We start from the raw sequence: 15,410 nt of genomic DNA, 5'->3' as shown, positions 1-15,410 counted from the left end.
TCCGGAATCGGTGCATGGGAATCGACAAATCATCCTAGAAAGCCCTGAGTACATGCAAACACCCTGCCTCACTGCCATCCGTTTCAGCCCGGTGCAGGGATGACCGTGCCATTAACATCCTTCCACAAAGCGGCCTGAAAATTGCGGTTCCCCGATGCGTGTGCCACGGTTAAAGCACACCTTTGAATGGAGGATGCAAAATGCTCTATTGGGCTATAGTTTGTCTGGTTATCGCGATTGTCGCCGGTATTCTCGGGTTTGGCGGCATCGCCGGAACCGCAGCCGGCTTTGCGAAGATTCTGTTCTTCATCTTCCTGGTACTGCTGGTTATTTCCCTGGTGGCCAATGCTGTGCGGGGTAAAGGCCCCAAAATCTAGCGCCTCCCGCTCGCCGCCTGGTCCCTTCCGGATCAGGCGGCAACCCTGCCCCGTCTTAACTCAGTTCCCTGCCCCAACCACACTCATTCGGCCTTTGTCAGCCATTGCCGGTAAAAGTCCACAAATACGCGGACCTTGGCGGGAATGAACGCGCCGGGAGGGAAAACCGCATAAATGCCGCCCCTGGGCAACTGCCAGTCCGGTAACACTGTCACCAACTCCGGATGCTGTCGACTGACATCACCAGCCAGTACCGACAAACCCGCGCCGTTCAGAATCAGGCTGCGCACCGCACTGGTGCTATCCACTTTCAGATGACTGTTCATGGAGACCTGAACCCGCTCCCCGTCTTTTTCAAACCACCAGGTCAGACCGCTGGGCAAGGGCGTGAACTCAATCCACCGGTGCCGGCTCAGTTCGCTCGGGTGGTCTGGCACGCCCTGCGATTTCAGATAACCGGGCGTAGCGACAACCGTCTGCCCAAACTCACCCAGCTTCTGGGCTCGCAACGTGGAGTCTTTCAGCCAGCCCATGCGGATGGCCAGATCGATCCCCTCACCGACCATATCCGTCACCCTGTCACCACTGCGCAGTTCAATGGTCAGGTTCGGGTGCTGCTCGCCAAACGCGGCAGCGGCCGGAGCCAGGCTCTGCGCCATGTGATCCGCCGGCGCGGTCATTCGCAGGGTGCCCCCAAGGGTTCGCGCGGTGGTGCCGGCGTCACTCAGGGTTTCTCCCAACTGGGCCAGCAGGGGCTGGCTGGACCGGTACAGTTGCTGGCCGGCCTCCGTAACCGTGACCTGGCGGGTCGTGCGGTTGAACAGGGCTAGCCCCAGATGGCGCTCAAGCGCCCGGATGTTCAGGCTGACTTTGGTTTTGGTACATCCCAGGCGATCGGCCGCCGCCGTGAAAGAACCCGCTTCCACCGCAGCAACAAATACCGGCAGGGCGTTGAGGTCAATATCGTCAATCATAGGACCACTGTTATTGATTTGATAACAGTGAATTATTGTTTGCGCCGTTTTTCAAATCAATATCCCGGCGCACAATTGGCCCATCACTCACCAGTCAACGAGGATCACACCATGAACATTGCCATCATCGGTGCCAGCGGTTTTATCGGATCAGGCCTGCGCGAGGAAGCACTGAACCGGGGCCATACGGTCACCGCGCTGGTCAGCCGCCCGGAACGGCTCGAATCCCAGCCGGGACTGCTGGTTAAAAAGACGGACGTACAGCAGACCCAAACGCTGGCGGAAGACCTCAAAGGTTTTGATGCGGTGCTCAGCGCCTTCTCCGGGCATGCCCAGGAGGACGTTGCCGGTTACTACGCCAAAGGCTTTGACAGCATTCTGGAAGCCGCCGGGCAGGCCGGAGTGCAGCGCCTGCTGGTGGTCGGAGGTGCCGGTTCCCTGGAAGTGGCGCCCGGAAAGCAACTGATTGATACCCCGGAGTTCCCGGAGGAATACAAAGCCACCGCCGAAGGCGCCCGTTACGCGCTGAACCAACTGCAGGCACAGACGGACGTTGCCTGGACCATGCTGTCACCAGCGGCAATGATTGCACCGGGTGAACGCACCGGCCAGTACCGCCTGGGCGGGGATCAACTCCTGACCGATGCCAACGGCGAAAGCCGCATTTCCGTGGAGGATTATGCCAAGGCCATGATCGATGAGCTGGAAACACCTCAACACCGCAATGCCCGGTTTAGCCTGGCCTACTGAAGATTGAATCACTCAGGCCCGCGTTCGACAGAACGACCGGGCCTGTTATGTCTCTTTTCGGCCTGCAACAGCGCCCGTTTGCGGGCCAGCCCCCAGCGATAGCCGCCGAGCCCGCCATCCCCTCTTAACACCCGATGGCAGGGAATCAGCACACCAATGCGGTTTTTCCCGCAGGCAGAGGCGACCGCCCGCACCGCCTTGGGTTTATCGATCCCCGCGGCCACGTCGCTGTAACTGAGCACCTCACCCTCACGGATGCTCAACAGGAACCGCCACACTTTCACCTGAAACGCAGTACCGCGCATGTCCAGCGGCAAGCTGGGACTGGGCGCGCCCTCGCTGAGGTGCTCATCCAGCGCCTGCATCCAGGCGTCCAGTTCGGGCGCATTCTCGGCCGGGGACAGGATCAGTTCGGCGTGGGGGAATTCCGTTCGCAGACAGTCGATCAGAGACACCTCGTCCTCGCCGAACTGGACAAAACAGACACCTTTGTCTGTGGCGGCCATGGCCATCACGCCGAGCGCGGTGTTTCGACAGGCGTAGGTAATCACCTCACCGGCACCGCCGGCCCGGTAGGTTCTGGGGGGCATACCCACGTTTCGCGTTGCCTCACCGTAGACCCGGCTGACGGAACCAAACCCGGACGCAAAAATTGCGTCGGTCACCCCATCCCCCTCTTTCAGGTAACGTTTGAAGCGACGCATACGAAACGCGTCCTGATAGGCTTTGGGGGAGACCCCGAACGCTTCCTTGAAGGCCCTCTGCAAACGGGAGGCGGATAAACCGGCAATGCCCGCCAGGCTGGCAAGCGTTAACGGCGCCTCTGCGTTCGCTTCAATGTAACGTGCGACCGCGACCAGCCCGGCCATCCGTGCATTACCGTCTACGGCGCTGTTACTGGCCAGGGCGGCAGTCTGCCTTTGCTGCTTCGATGATGCCGACATGGGACAATCCCTCTTCAACCGTTACGCCCAGTTGAACGGATTTCGCCGGGCATTTCCATCCGATTCTTGCTGTGGGGTGCCAGGCAGCAGGCCGGGCCGTGAACGTCGGCATTATCAGTCCGCTTCGACGGCCTCACGAATGGTCTGTTCTGCACTCTCCCAGTCCTTGGAAAGCTGATCGAAGGCATCATTGAACCCTTCCTTCATGGACTCCCAGGTAAAGTCAGCACTGTCCTGCATACGCTCATACCACTCGGTCACGCGAGCCCGCTCTCTGCGCAGGGAAGCTAGCGCCTTCCGGGCCTGGGCCCGGGTCAGCCTGTCGGCTTCGTCCCAGTCTTCGTCCAGGCGGTTTTCCAGGGTCTCAATGCGGGCATCCAGGGATTCGAGAACCTGCTCGATGTCTGTCATCAGCCGGTCCCGGCGCTCGGTAGTGAATTCCCTCAGTTCCTGATCCAGGCTCTGAATTTCCTGGCGCAGGGATTCGACGGTTGCCTCGCCATCGCCCTCTGTCTCAGCGGCATGGCCCTGGGCCAACGGCACGGTCAGGGCCAGCATAAGAACGCCGGCCTGCAGTCGCAGTGGGAATCTCACGGTCAATACTCCTCTGGATAAAATGTTTGAAAAGGCTCAGACAAGGATGCCTCTGAGCGGAGGTTTTTCATAGTTAAGTACCGATGAACAACAGGAAAGGTTGTCAGCCGATGCCTTTCGACTGCAGCCACTGACTGATCTGCGCCTGATTCATCGCGCCGCTCTGGCGGGCGATCTCACGGCCATTCTGGAACAGGATCAGGGTGGGAATACTGCGGATACCAAACTGGCCGGCCGGTCCCGGGGACTGCTCCGTATTCAGCTTGGCAAACCTCACTTTGCCCTGCCAGGCCCTGGCGGCCTGCTCGAACTGGGGCGCCATCATCTTGCAGGGGCCGCACCAACTGGCCCAGAAATCCACCAGTACCGGCAGATCACTGCGCCCGGTGTGCGCAGTAAAGCTCCGGTCGTCCAGTTCCAGAACCGAATCCGGCCACAGCAGTTGCTTGCAGGCACCGCAATTGCCACCGGATGACAGCTTGTCCGCCGGTACGCGATTCACTTTGTGACAATGGGGGCACACGAGGTGTCGAATATCCGCCATAATCCAGTTGCCTCTGGCTATCTGTTTCTATCAATAGTCAGGGCAACCAGAGAGAAATCAACCAGGACGCTATCGAATGGAAACGGCCGACATCCTGCTTTCTGTGCTCTTCGGAGGCATTGGTTTCGGATACTTCATGTACGGCCGGCGCCGGCAGAATATCGTTGCCCGTTACTGTGGCATCGGAATGATGCTGTACCCGTACCTCGCCAGCAGTCCCTGGGAAATGATCGCGGTGGGGGTCGGATTAATGGTGGTACCCCGTTTTATCGAACTTTGACTCCCGGCGGCCTGGTCACAGATCCCGGGTTTCCCGAACGTCATCGATACCACCCGCGTTTGTCACATGGGTGTAGCCCGCGTCTTCCAGAACGGATTTCGCCTGGCCTGCCCGGTTGCCGCTGCGACAGTACAGGCGGATCTCCGTGTCTTTATCCGGGAAGCGCTCACTCACCTTTGCCAGAATCTTCTGATGCGGGATGAGTGGGTCGCCGTCAATGTGGTCCTGCTGGTATTCCGCCTGAGTTCGCACATCAATCCAGACCGGCTCGGCCTGCGCCACCAGGGGTGTGAACGCCAGCGTCAGCAACAGCAGCAGGGCCTTCCCTGAAAAAGAAACTCTCATAATGATTTCGCTCCTCAGCGTTGGGGGTTAGTGTTCAGTTTATCGATTAAAGGAGAGGATACCCAATGACCAACGACCTGCCCTATTCCCAGGCCTGCGAGAACAACAAAGCCCCGATTCTGGCGCAATTGCAGGAAGTGTTCGTGACACCGGGCAAAGTCCTGGAAATCGGAACCTACACCGGGCAGCACGCCGTACACTTCGCCAGGGCCATGCCCCATCTGACATGGCAACCGAGTGACCGCCCGGAATCCGCCCACCTTTGCCGGCAGCGGCTGGCCCGGGCGGCACTGCCCAATATGCTGCCGGTGGTTGAGCTGGACGTTGGCCAGAGCCCCTGGCCGGTCGGCGCTGTTCAGTGGGCTTTTTCCTCGAACACCGCTCACATCATGGCGTGGCCGGAAGTGGAGCAGATGTTCCAGGGAATTGCTGAACGCCTGGCCAGCGACGGCGCGTTCTGCCTGTACGGCCCGTTCAACGAACAGGGTGACTACACCAGTGACAGCAACCGCCAGTTTGATCAGTACCTGAAGTCCCAGGCCGCCCATATGGGCATCCGTGACCTGACCGACCTCAGCGCCCTGGCGGAAGCCAATGGCATGCGGTTAACCGAACAACACGCCCTGCCCGCCAACAACCAGTTGCTGGTGTTCCGGCGCCGCTAACCTTGATAGCCGGAAGCTCATTTTTTGATGGAGCAGAATTCCGTGGTCCCCGGCGGCGTGAGCTAAAAGCTGATTTGTTGGGGGACAACACGAAAAAACTTTCTGCTACAATTGTGGCAAATTGCATCACCAAAATATCCTGAGGTCTACTTAATTATGGCTACCAACAGCGTGCGCCTGGATGAAGAACTGGTTCAAAAAGCCAGCATCATCGCCAAAGCCTTGAATCGCACCACTCCCAAACAAATCGAACACTGGGCAAAAATCGGCGAAATGATGGAAGACAACCCGGATCTGCCTTACGAATTCGTCCGGCAAGCCATCATTGCACAGGCCGAGCGGGAAGCAGGGAAGCTGGAGACGTACGATTTTGGCTAAAGTCACCACCGTCCTGCAGACGCCCACTTTCAAAAAAGCGGTCAAAAAGCTGAAACCAAACCAGAAGCAAGACCTGGACGCCGCTATCAAAGAGTTAATGGCATGCCCGACCCTGGGCACCCAGAAAAAAGGTGACCTGGCGTTTCTACGCGTTTACAAATTCAAGATGAACAAGCAACTCACGTTGCTCGGCTATCACTTTGACGATGGCAAGCTGGTGCTGGAATTAATGGCTCTGGGCTCACACGAAAATTTCTACCGCGACCTGAAACGATAGATGCGCCTCAGGCCTGGTAAGCCTTTCGATAGTTCCCCTGATAATCAAACACCCGCTCCTGAACCTGCCAGTAGTGTTTGTGCTTGCGGGCGATGACGAAATCCGGGGCCGACAGCAGGGCCTGCATGTCCAGCACCTCGTCCGCCTTGTTGAAGGTTTTCGGCGCCTGACTGTTGGCAAACCGGCGCCCGAACAGTCTGTTGAACACCGTGCGCTGGGCAGGCTTGCCGAAATCGAACGACTCGCTGAGCTCTTCCCCGTCTTCGCCGTGATAGGTGACTTTCAGTTTTTCGCCCTTCCCGCCCAGTGAGATTCCCGCACAGCGAATCACCATGGCGTCTTTCAGTTTCAGGGCATCTTTTAACTGGTCGTCCGGGTCAATGATCGCGCTCTGGCACTGATGGCATTTACGGGCTGCGATGTCATTCTCAGCGCCGCAGTGGCCGCACTCCTTGAACCGGAACCGGTAATCGCACTGCTGTGGCGGCCCGTCCTGAAGCGCCGGCTCCTCGCCGTCTGCGGCACCCAGAATACCCTGGCAACGGCGCCCGTAGTGCTCAACCATACGGCCGTCGCCGTCGGTCTTGCCCCAGAAAATATTGGCAAAACCACAGGCCGGGCAGAACACCTGCACCGGCTCGCTGTCCGGGTCGGGCCTGGGTTCGCCCACCTCCGGATGATGCAGGTTCACACTGTTGCCCGCGTAGTCGATCACCAGGCAGTCACGCTTGCCCTCGTCCAGCCGGAGCCCCCGGCCGACAATCTGCTGATACAGGCTGACCGACTGGGTTGGCCGCAGGATGGCGATAAAGTCCACATGAGGCGCATCAAAACCGGTGGTGAGCACCGACACATTCACCAGGTACTTCAACTGTCGCTGCTTGAACTGCCCGATCAGTCTTGTGCGCTCCTTCATATCCGTCGCGCCAGTCACCAGGGCGGTTTCGTGTTCGGGCAGGTAGCCGGTGATCTCCCGGGCGTGGTCCACCGTGGCGGCAAAGATCATCACGCCCCGGCGTTCGGCCGCCAACTCCATCACCTGCTCGATGATGGCCTGGGTCACCCGCTGGTGCTTGCCTAACAACTGGTTGACGTCTTTCTCGGCGTATTCGCCAAACCGGTCCTGGGCCAGCGCGGAGAAATCGTATTGGGCCACCGCCGCATTCACCAGTTCAGGCCTGGTGAGATAGCCCCGGTTGATCATGAAGCTTAATGGCAGTTCGTAAATGCAGTGCTGAAACGGCTTGTCGTCCTCACTGCGCACAAAGCCGCGATGGTGGTAGCGGTAAATCCAGCCCATGGCCAGGCGGTAAGGGGTGGCAGTGAGCCCGAGCACTTTCAGGGAGTCGTTCTGCTGGCGCAGCAACTCAATGATCCGCTGGTACTGACTGGTATCCTCCCCGCTCACCCGGTGGCACTCATCGATAATGACCAGCGAATAGTCATTGCAGAACTGTTCCAGGTTCGCCGACACCGACTGCACACTGGCAAAGGTCACCTGGTGCCGGTTTTCCTTGCGGTTCAGCCCGGCGGCGAAGACGCCGCCGGTTAGCCCGTAGCTCTCATACTTGGCGTGATTCTGCTCCACCAGTTCCTTCACATGGGTCAGCACCAGAATCCGGCGCCGGGCCAGACGGGCCAGCTCGGCGATCACCAGACTTTTGCCCGCCCCCGTCGGCAGCACAATCACCGCAGACTCATCGGACCGGCGGAAATGCCGGAGCGTGGCGTCAACGGCCTCCTGCTGGTAGGGGCGCAGTGTGAAGGGAGCATTCATTCGCAGGGTTTCATCGCGCTCAGGGTCGAGAGCCAACCATAGTAACAAATGCATCCCTCACGACAGGAAACCCGCCATCCTTTTTGAGCAGATTCCTTTGTTGCTTGATAAGCCTGCCTCCGCGACAAGATTCGGATGTTTCGGGCGCTAACCGCTTGCTAGGCTAGCCCTGTCCATTGATTCCAAAGAGGCACACCTCATGAATACTCCTATAAACACCTCAATGGGCGCCCGGGAATGGTCGATGCTGATCACACTCTCCGTGCTTTGGGGAGGCTCTTTCTTTTTTATCGGAGTCGCTGTCTCTGATCTTCCGCCCTTAACCATTGTTGCCCTTCGGGTCGGGATAGCAGCAATCGCACTGTGGTGTTTCGCCCTGGCCACCGGCTTACGCCCACCCAGGCAACTGAGGGTCTGGGTCGCGTTTATGGGGATGGGGTTGCTCAACAACGTTATTCCGTTTGCTCTCATCGTCTGGGGACAAACCCAGATTGCCTCCGGGCTGGCGTCCATTCTCAACGCAGCCACCCCCATATTTACAGTTGTTGTCGCTGGTATGCTGCTGCCCGATGAGCGCGCCACAACTCTGAAGCTCACGGGCGTAACCATTGGTTTCCTGGGTGTCGTGGTTATGATCGGACTACCGGCCCTCACTGGCGGGGACAACCTTCTGGCCCAGCTTGCCATCATCGCAGCAACACTTTCCTATGCGTTCGCAGGGGTTTATGGCCGCCGATTCCGGGCAATGAACATAAGCCCGATCACGACGGCCGCAGGACAAGTCACCGGCTCGGCGATTATTCTGACCCCCGTGGCACTGGCCGTGGATGGGCCGGTGGATTTTGCCCAGGTCAACCCGGGAAGCATTGGCGCTGTTGCGGCCCTCGCCCTGCTCTCAACCGCTGTCGCCTATGTTCTGTATTTCAGACTCCTGGCATCGGCAGGGGCAACCAACCTGTTGCTGGTCACGCTTCTGGTCCCGGTGTCGGCCATCATTCTCGGCGCCTGGTTCCTTAACGAAACACTGGAAACCGTCCATTTTGCGGGAATGGCGCTGATTGCCCTGGGGCTGTCCGCTATCGATGGGCGGCTTTGGCGACACATCATGCCGAAAGCCCTTCCCGGTAAACCGAAAGCCTGACTGCAGGTCCCTTTAGCACTCCTCGAGCCATCAGGTCTGCTCCAGCCGCCAACCCTGGTCGGTACCGAACAAACGGTCTGTCAGTTCGAGCCGGTCCAGGAACGAGTCGTCATGGGACACCACGCCATCAAGCTCTGCCATGTGACGTCTGGCGACCGGCGCAACCGGTATGCCATGAAGCGTTATCTGTGCTTCATCCTCGACTTGCCGAGCAGCTTCACGCACCTGGGCATTCAACTGTGCCCGTCTGGCATCGTGTTGCCTGCGCAAAGTACCCGACGATACTTCGCTGCGTTCCTTCTGTTGGTCCAGCAACACCTTGGCCTGATTAGCCTCTTTGCCCTGTCGGTTGCCCCGGGCCTGACGTCGCTCCTGGCGTTCACGTTGTTTCCGCATCGCCTGATCCTGTCGCTGGCGTTCGAGCTTGCGTTCATTCAGATTCTGCAGCGCTTGCTGGCGTTCGTGCGCCCTGGTTTGGGCATAAAACGAGTAGTTGCCCCCGTAACTTCTCAGCCCCCCGGAAGACAACTCCACGATACGTTCCATCGACTCCAGCAATTGCCTGTCATGACTGACCACGATCAGTCCACGAGGCCACCGCTGCAGTTGTTCAAGCAACGCCTGGCGATTCGGCCTGTCCAGGTGATTGCTCGGCTCATCCAGAATCAGGAACTCTGCCTTCGAAAGCATGGCGCCGATCAGAGCCACTCGCATCGCCTCACCACCGCTCAACGTGCTGGCAGGGGTATCGGCCTCAAGGTAGCTCAGGTGGCTGCGTTGCAGCTCATGCTCCAGTCGTTGACGGATGTCCCAGTCATCGCCGACAGCGTCGAAATCCGCCGCCGCGGTGCTGCCCGACTCAATCCTTCCGAGCGCATCCAGCGCGTGCTTTACCCCCGCCAGGCCAGCCACGGTCGAATCGTCAGAAAGGATCACCTGCTGGCCGAGGTAATGCACCGTGCCGGAGCAGACGCAGTGCCCGGACGACGGTTTTAACAACCCCGAAAGAATGCGGGCCAGCACCGTTTTTCCCACACCATTACGCCCAACCAAACCGGTCGGGCGACCATCAAACGCCTCATTAAGGCCAGAAAAAAGAGTTCTGCCGTCTGGCAGTACGTAGGACACGTCGTTTAAAACGAGATGAATATTTGTCATGCGCTATTTCCAGGATGCCGAAACCTCCCCCTACAACCGGGGCTGGTGGAGACTGGCCGTTATTGCAACGGCGGCATCAATTGCGCATTGGACAAATACCTCAATCTGAAGGGGACAGTGAAAACTATACAAATACTCAGCCAAATCCACAACGGATAAAACTCAGCCAACAAATACCCGTTGATTACCGACAAAACAGAAGGATAACGATCCCCCATAAGCAAAGCCGGCCTGCCCCTCTGGGCCACTATCAGCTTCGGTGGACGCGGATTATTCATTCCTGATGAACGTCTACCCGATTTCGGCCGTTTTTCTTGGCCCGGTACAGGGCACCATCGGCTGCACTCATCAGGGCATTGATATTGGCGAAGTCCGGGTAGGTGGAAATTCCGATGCTGACAGTGAAATGTACGACGGTCTGCCGGGCGTGGGCCACAGCCAGGTCAGCCGTCTGGTTAAGGATCTCTCCAGCCACTTTGGCCGCACTCTGGAGATGGGTGCCCGGGAGAATCACCGCGAATTCCTCACCGCCGAGGCGACCAATGATGTCGCTCTTGCGCAGCAACGAACGCAGCAGTTCAGCAAAGTGCTTTAAAACCTGATCACCGACCGCGTGACCGTACTGGTCATTAATAGACTTGAAGTGGTCAAGATCCATCATCATCACGCTGAAAGCCGTCTGTGTCCTGGCAGCCTTATTCAGCTCCGCCTCCAGGAATTCAAAGAATATGCTGCGATTGAGCAGGCCGGTGAGATCGTCGTGACTGGCGTTGCGTGTTAACTGCGCGCAGAAGCAAAAGTGCTCGACCAGCGCCGCCAACGCCTTGGCGACCAAGCGCAAAACCGAAGCGAAGGCCGGGTCCGGATGACCGTACCAGTATATCTGAAGGGTTCCGGATAACTTACCGACGGACGAATACAGGGGAAAGCAGTCTCCCGCCCAGGCTTCACAGCCGTATCCTGAGGTCAGCCAATGCTGCGCATGGTGTGCCGACGACCGGCAGGCAGCCGTGCTCAAAGGCTGGGCACAGAACAACTCATCCGCCAGGTAAAGCCGGCAGCAGGCAGCCGGAAGATATTTTTCCACCTCCCGTAACACCTCAGGCAATATTCCTGTAAGATGCTCGCCCTGCTGGATGGACGACAGGGCTTCCATCATCAACAACGGTAGCTTTTCCAACAATCCATTGCGGCCGCTCTCAGCATCAGGCTCACTAAAGCTGAGATCGCCAGTCTTCTCCATCTGCTTACCCTTCCCTAGCCTGGCGGACTCCGACCCACAAGGAAGCAACACGCGCAGGCCGATATCCCAAAATGGGATATCCCGATTTTGCCCATAGAGTGCCGGAATGGCAAATACTTTGTGGACATACCGGCAACAGGCTTTTCGCAAGGCCCTAAAAAACGTACGGCAGCAGGCACAACTCAGCCAGGCGGCGCTGGCCGAACGGTTGGGCAAACCACAGAGCTTCGTATCCAAATATGAAAGCGGAGAACGACGGCTTGAATACCTGGAAGTTGAGATGATCTGTCTGGCCTGCAACATCACCTTGAGCCGCTTTACCTCAGAGTTCGAAACCCTGTACCCATTGCCGAACCGTGAAAAACTGCAGATGGTGGCCGAGACACAGAGCGAAGCCTATACTGTTGGCGAGGATCTCCAGGCCACGGAAACAGCTACCAATCCCAGCAAGTCTGAAGACTGAGCACATAAAAACACGAACCGCGCAGACATATCCTTCAGCTCACCCGCAAGTCTCGCCAGCTCTTCACCTGAGCTGGTCACCGGAGCAATGGAGGAGGACTCCAGGCGTTGGAGCTGATCACTATTCACAGCACAGCTCCCGCAGGAGGCCAAATTGCCATCATCATCCACACCACGATTCCAGATGTTCTACTGGCCGAGCGCATTCCGCGGCTGTTTTATCAGCTATCTGTTTGCCTACCAGGAAGTGCCTCTGCTGGAAGAATACAACCCGGATGTCATTGCCAGACTCATGAGCCAGCCTCCCGGCAGCCAGGACATCCCGTTTATCGGCCCGCCCCTGCTGAAGGACCTGAAAACCGGCCAGACGCTCAGCCAGATGCCGGCGATAGTCCAATACGCCAGCCATGAACTCGGCCTGGCCCCCTCGGAACCCTACGCGGCAGCCGTCTGCCAGAAGATCATCATGGACTGCAACGACCTGCTGATGGAAATATGCCAATACAACGGCTCACGCATGTGGACGCGCGAGGAGTGGCAGGAATTCCGCAACCGGCGTTTCCCCCGGTGGTTGGCGGTGTTCGAGGCCTCCCTGGCCCGTGGTGATATCGGCGGGCAAACGGTGACCTTTGCCGACATTGGCGTGTATGCCCTTCTTGGAAACATGATCCGCTGCCTGCCTGAACTGGAGCCGGACGTGCAAACCCACGCACCGGGCATCCACAGGCTCTGCCAACAGATCGGCGCCAAGCCGTCCCTGGCGGCTCATGTTTCAGAGCTGGAACAGGCCTTCGGGAAATCGTATTGCGGCGGGCAGATTGAGGCGTCCATCAGGGAGATGTTGGCCAGTGACGAGTAGTGACCTAACGACGGGGGCGGAGGCTCCCCCTGACACCGGCCTGACCCGCCAGGAAGCCAGCGCATGCCTGGAGAAATACGGCTATAACCAGCTACCCACACCACCCATGCCGGGGGTCTTGGAGCTGTTTGCCCGGCAGTTCCTCAGCCCGTTCATCTACATTCTGATGATCGCCTCCGGGATTTCGTTTGCGCTGGGCCAGAACCCCAGCGGGGTGTTCATCCTGATTGTGCTGTTGATCAACGCGCTGATCGGCACCGTGCAGGAATACTCGGCCCAGAAGGCAGCCGCCGCCCTGAAGCAGATGATGAAAGGCACGGCCCATGTATTGCGGGACGGCCAGATCATCACGGTGGACGTTGAGGAAGTGGTGCCCGGCGACACCGTGCTGTTGTCCTCCGGCGACAAGGTGCCCGCGGATATCCGCCTGCTCAGCGCCAGCAGCCTGGCGGTGGACGAATCCATGCTGACCGGGGAATCCCTGGCAGTGGCCAAAAACGCCGACACCCATAGTGAAGACAGCACGCCCCTCACCGAACGCGCAGACCAGTGCTTTGCCGGCAGCATCATCACCCACGGGCGTGGGCGAGGACGGGTGATCGCCACCGCCTCCGAGACCCAGCTTGGCAAGATCGCCCAGGGCGTCACCGGCAAGACCTCGGCCGAGCCACCGCTGATGATCCGCATCCGCAAGTTCACCTATCAGGTCACCTTCGGCATCCTGGCAGCCATTGCCGCCCTCGCCTGCCTGATGCTCCTGGATGGCAGTTACTCCCTCGAAGAGATGGTGCTGATGACCATCGGCCTGGCGGTCTCCGTCATCCCGGAGGGCCTGCCCGCCGCACTGACCGTGGCTCTGGCCATTGGCATGAGCCGGATGGCCAGGCTCAACGTGATCATACGCAAACTGGTGGCGGTGGAAGCCCTGGGCTCCTGCACCCTGATCTGTTCCGACAAGACCGGCACCCTCACCGTTAACGAACTCACCATTCGCAAGGTGATGCTGCCGGATGGCCGCCAGTTTGACGTGACCGGCGAAGGCGTGGCGCCCGGCGGCGAAATCCAGGGCCTGGAAAGCACCGACCCGGACACCCTCCGGGAGCTGTGCGTGGCCGGCGTGCTCGCCAACGAAAGCCACCTGGATTACAGCGGCGGTGAATGGGTGTCCCAGGGGGACATCGTGGACATCGCCTTTCTGGTGATGGCCAAGAAACTGGGCATGTCCATCTCTGAACTGCGCACCCGCCAGGAGCAGATCGCCCTCATTCCCTATGAGTCCGAAAAGGCCTACAGCGGCGTGGTTAACCGGATCGGCGACCAGACCCTCATCTACGCCAAAGGCAGCCCGGAGAAAATGCTGGCCATGTGTGATCGCATGTCCACCACCGACGGCGCCACCGCCATTGATAAAGCCGCCCTGGAAGCGCAGTTCAACGAGCTGGCGTCCCGGGGCTACCGGATTATCGCCCTGGCCAGGAAAACCTCACAGCCTGGCGACCACGACATGACCGACATGGTCTTTCTGGGCATGGTCGCCATGATCGACCCGCTGCGCCACGAAGCCTTTGAAGCCATCGAAAAGTGCCGCGCCGGCGGCATTGAAGTGGCGATGATCACCGGCGACCACCCGGCCACCGCCAAATCCATCGCCCTGGAACTGGGCCTGTGTGACGCCGATGCCACCGTGGTCACCGGCCCGATGCTGGAGGAAGCCAGCACCCGGGGCCAGGAAGCGGTGGACCAGCTCACCCGCCAGGCCCGGGTATTCGCCCGCATAGAACCGGCCCGCAAAGCCCAGATTGTGGACAGTTTCATGCGAGACGGGCACTTTGTGGCGGTCACCGGGGACGGCGTGAACGACGCCCCGGCCATGCGCCAGGCCCACGCCGGCATTGCCATGGGCAAGCGCGGCACCGACGTCGCCAAGGAAACGGCGGATCTGATCGTCACCGACGACAACTTCTCCTCGATTGTTGCCGGCATCGAACAGGGGCGGGTGGTCTACAACAACATCCGGAAGGTCATCGGCCTGCTGGTGGCCACCGGCTTCTCCGCGATCCTGCTGTTCTTCTTCTGCGTACTGGCCGGGCTGCCCATGCCGATGATTGCAGTACAACTGCTCTGGCTTAACCTCGTGGCCAACGGCTTCCAGGACGTGGCCCTGGCCTTCGAGCCCAAAGAAGGCGGCGAACTGTCGGTGAAACCGCGCTCGCCGCATGAGCCCGTGTTCGACAAACACATCATCGAACACGTGCTGGTGGTGGGCTCGTGGATGGGCCTGGTGGCCTTCCTCAACTTCCAGTGGACCTTCGAGCAGACCCAGAACCTTGAGGAAGCCCGCAACCTGACCCTGATGCTGATGGTGCTCTTCGGCAACATCCACGCCCTGAACAGCCGCTCGGAATTCCGCTCCCTGTTCAGAATCCCGTTGCTGCGCAACCCCTTCCTGATGCTCGCCGTGCCCCTGGCCCAGCTGGCCCACATCGGCGCCATGTACACCCCGGGGCTGTCCGACGTGCTGCAGATCCAGCCGATTTCATTGCAGGAATGGCTGCAGTTGCTTGGCTTCGCCCTGAGCCTGCTGGTGGTGGAGGAACTGCATAAAGTGCTGATCAGGCGACGCAGGGCCCGTGCCACCTGAT

The 15,410-nt window shown here is 59.2% G+C and carries 17 protein-coding genes and 2 pseudogenes; 11 read left to right on the top strand and 8 right to left on the bottom strand.

Features of this window, described 5'->3' with window-relative positions:
- The first annotated feature begins 200 nt into the window (after window positions 1-200).
- Window positions 201-377, top strand: a complete 177-nt coding sequence (locus HNR38_RS12040) for a DUF1328 domain-containing protein (RefSeq protein ID WP_183704494.1) — start codon at window positions 201-203, stop codon at window positions 375-377.
- Between the two features lie 83 nt (window positions 378-460).
- Here HNR38_RS12040 and HNR38_RS12035 read toward each other — a convergent pair whose 3' ends face one another.
- Window positions 461-1,351: a LysR family transcriptional regulator gene (locus HNR38_RS12035; RefSeq protein ID WP_183704492.1), complete on the bottom strand. Its 891-nt coding sequence runs from the start codon at window positions 1,349-1,351 to the stop codon at window positions 461-463.
- Window positions 1,352-1,462: 111 nt separating this feature from the next.
- Between HNR38_RS12035 and HNR38_RS12030 the strand changes: the two genes are divergently transcribed.
- Window positions 1,463-2,101 carry an NAD(P)-dependent oxidoreductase gene (locus HNR38_RS12030; protein ID WP_183704490.1) on the top strand — a complete coding sequence of 213 codons (639 nt, stop codon included), beginning with the start codon at window positions 1,463-1,465 and terminating at the stop codon, window positions 2,099-2,101.
- 8 nt (window positions 2,102-2,109) lie between these two features.
- On the opposite strand, the gene HNR38_RS12025 is transcribed toward HNR38_RS12030, so the two are convergent.
- The 3 genes from HNR38_RS12025 to trxC all read right to left on the bottom strand — a co-directional run bounded on the left by HNR38_RS12025 (window position 2,110) and on the right by trxC (window position 4,183).
- On the bottom strand, window positions 2,110-3,045 hold the full coding sequence (locus tag HNR38_RS12025; RefSeq protein ID WP_183704488.1) for a bifunctional transcriptional activator/DNA repair enzyme AdaA: 936 nt from the start codon (window positions 3,043-3,045) through the stop codon (window positions 2,110-2,112).
- Window positions 3,046-3,159: 114 nt separating this feature from the next.
- A complete protein-coding gene (locus tag HNR38_RS12020; protein WP_183704486.1) occupies window positions 3,160-3,639 on the bottom strand; it encodes a sll1863 family stress response protein in 480 nt (159 codons plus the stop codon).
- A 103-nt stretch (window positions 3,640-3,742) separates the two neighbouring features.
- Window positions 3,743-4,183, bottom strand: coding sequence for a thioredoxin TrxC (trxC, locus tag HNR38_RS12015; protein ID WP_183704484.1), 441 nt, complete (start codon window positions 4,181-4,183; stop codon window positions 3,743-3,745).
- 76 nt (window positions 4,184-4,259) lie between these two features.
- Here trxC and HNR38_RS12010 point away from each other — a divergent pair, with 76 nt between their 5' ends.
- Complete coding sequence (locus HNR38_RS12010; protein WP_183704482.1) at window positions 4,260-4,463, top strand: hypothetical protein; 204 nt, start codon at window positions 4,260-4,262, stop codon at window positions 4,461-4,463.
- Window positions 4,464-4,478: 15 nt separating this feature from the next.
- Here the strand turns inward: HNR38_RS12010 and HNR38_RS12005 are convergent, their stop codons facing one another.
- Window positions 4,479-4,808, bottom strand: a complete 330-nt coding sequence (locus HNR38_RS12005) for a rhodanese-like domain-containing protein (RefSeq protein WP_183704480.1) — start codon at window positions 4,806-4,808, stop codon at window positions 4,479-4,481.
- Between the two features lie 65 nt (window positions 4,809-4,873).
- On the opposite strand from HNR38_RS12005, the gene HNR38_RS12000 reads away from it, so the two are divergent.
- From HNR38_RS12000 to HNR38_RS11990, 3 genes are all read left to right on the top strand, one after another.
- The gene (locus tag HNR38_RS12000; RefSeq protein ID WP_183704478.1) at window positions 4,874-5,473 is read left to right on the top strand and encodes a DUF938 domain-containing protein; all 600 of its coding nucleotides are present in this window, start codon (window positions 4,874-4,876) and stop codon (window positions 5,471-5,473) included.
- 156 nt (window positions 5,474-5,629) lie between these two features.
- Window positions 5,630-5,851 carry a TA system antitoxin ParD family protein gene (locus HNR38_RS11995; RefSeq protein WP_104417253.1) on the top strand — a complete coding sequence of 74 codons (222 nt, stop codon included), beginning with the start codon at window positions 5,630-5,632 and terminating at the stop codon, window positions 5,849-5,851.
- Window positions 5,844-6,128, top strand: coding sequence for a type II toxin-antitoxin system RelE/ParE family toxin (locus HNR38_RS11990; RefSeq protein ID WP_183704476.1), 285 nt, complete (start codon window positions 5,844-5,846; stop codon window positions 6,126-6,128). The genes HNR38_RS11995 and HNR38_RS11990 overlap by 8 nt, the downstream gene beginning before the upstream one ends.
- 7 nt (window positions 6,129-6,135) lie before the next feature.
- Here the strand turns inward: HNR38_RS11990 and radD are convergent, their stop codons facing one another.
- Complete coding sequence (gene radD / locus HNR38_RS11985; RefSeq protein WP_183704474.1) at window positions 6,136-7,905, bottom strand: DNA repair helicase RadD; 1,770 nt, start codon at window positions 7,903-7,905, stop codon at window positions 6,136-6,138.
- 199 nt (window positions 7,906-8,104) lie between these two features.
- Here radD and HNR38_RS11980 point away from each other — a divergent pair, with 199 nt between their 5' ends.
- The gene (locus HNR38_RS11980; RefSeq protein WP_183704472.1) at window positions 8,105-9,046 is read left to right on the top strand and encodes a DMT family transporter; all 942 of its coding nucleotides are present in this window, start codon (window positions 8,105-8,107) and stop codon (window positions 9,044-9,046) included.
- 273 nt (window positions 9,047-9,319) lie between these two features.
- Here HNR38_RS11980 and HNR38_RS11975 read toward each other — a convergent pair.
- Window positions 9,320-10,204 (bottom strand): annotated as a pseudogene (locus HNR38_RS11975) (ATP-binding cassette domain-containing protein); the annotation flags it as partial.
- 274 nt (window positions 10,205-10,478) lie between these two features.
- On the bottom strand, window positions 10,479-11,663 hold the full coding sequence (locus HNR38_RS11970; protein WP_343068303.1) for a GGDEF domain-containing protein: 1,185 nt from the start codon (window positions 11,661-11,663) through the stop codon (window positions 10,479-10,481).
- Between HNR38_RS11970 and HNR38_RS17565 the strand changes: the two are divergent.
- The 4 genes and pseudogenes from HNR38_RS17565 to HNR38_RS11955 all read left to right on the top strand — a co-directional run.
- Window positions 11,656-11,700, top strand: a pseudogene (locus tag HNR38_RS17565) (hypothetical protein); the annotation flags it as partial. The gene HNR38_RS11970 and the pseudogene HNR38_RS17565 overlap by 8 nt on opposite strands.
- Window positions 11,701-11,727: 27 nt before the next feature.
- The gene (locus tag HNR38_RS17400; RefSeq protein ID WP_246362710.1) at window positions 11,728-11,910 is read left to right on the top strand and encodes a hypothetical protein; all 183 of its coding nucleotides are present in this window, start codon (window positions 11,728-11,730) and stop codon (window positions 11,908-11,910) included.
- Window positions 11,911-12,063: 153 nt separating this feature from the next.
- Window positions 12,064-12,768 (top strand): glutathione S-transferase, encoded by a 705-nt coding sequence (locus tag HNR38_RS11960; RefSeq protein ID WP_183704464.1) that lies wholly within the window; start codon window positions 12,064-12,066, stop codon window positions 12,766-12,768.
- Window positions 12,758-15,409 carry a cation-translocating P-type ATPase gene (locus tag HNR38_RS11955; protein ID WP_343068302.1) on the top strand — a complete coding sequence of 884 codons (2,652 nt, stop codon included), beginning with the start codon at window positions 12,758-12,760 and terminating at the stop codon, window positions 15,407-15,409. The genes HNR38_RS11960 and HNR38_RS11955 overlap by 11 nt, the downstream gene beginning before the upstream one ends.
- Window position 15,410 lies beyond the last annotated feature (1 nt).

The organism is Marinobacter oulmenensis, assembly GCF_014201735.1.
Classification (GTDB): domain Bacteria; phylum Pseudomonadota; class Gammaproteobacteria; order Pseudomonadales; family Oleiphilaceae; genus Marinobacter; species Marinobacter oulmenensis.
Note: the sequence above shows the minus strand (reverse complement) of the source record. Positions and strands in the feature narration are given on the sequence as shown.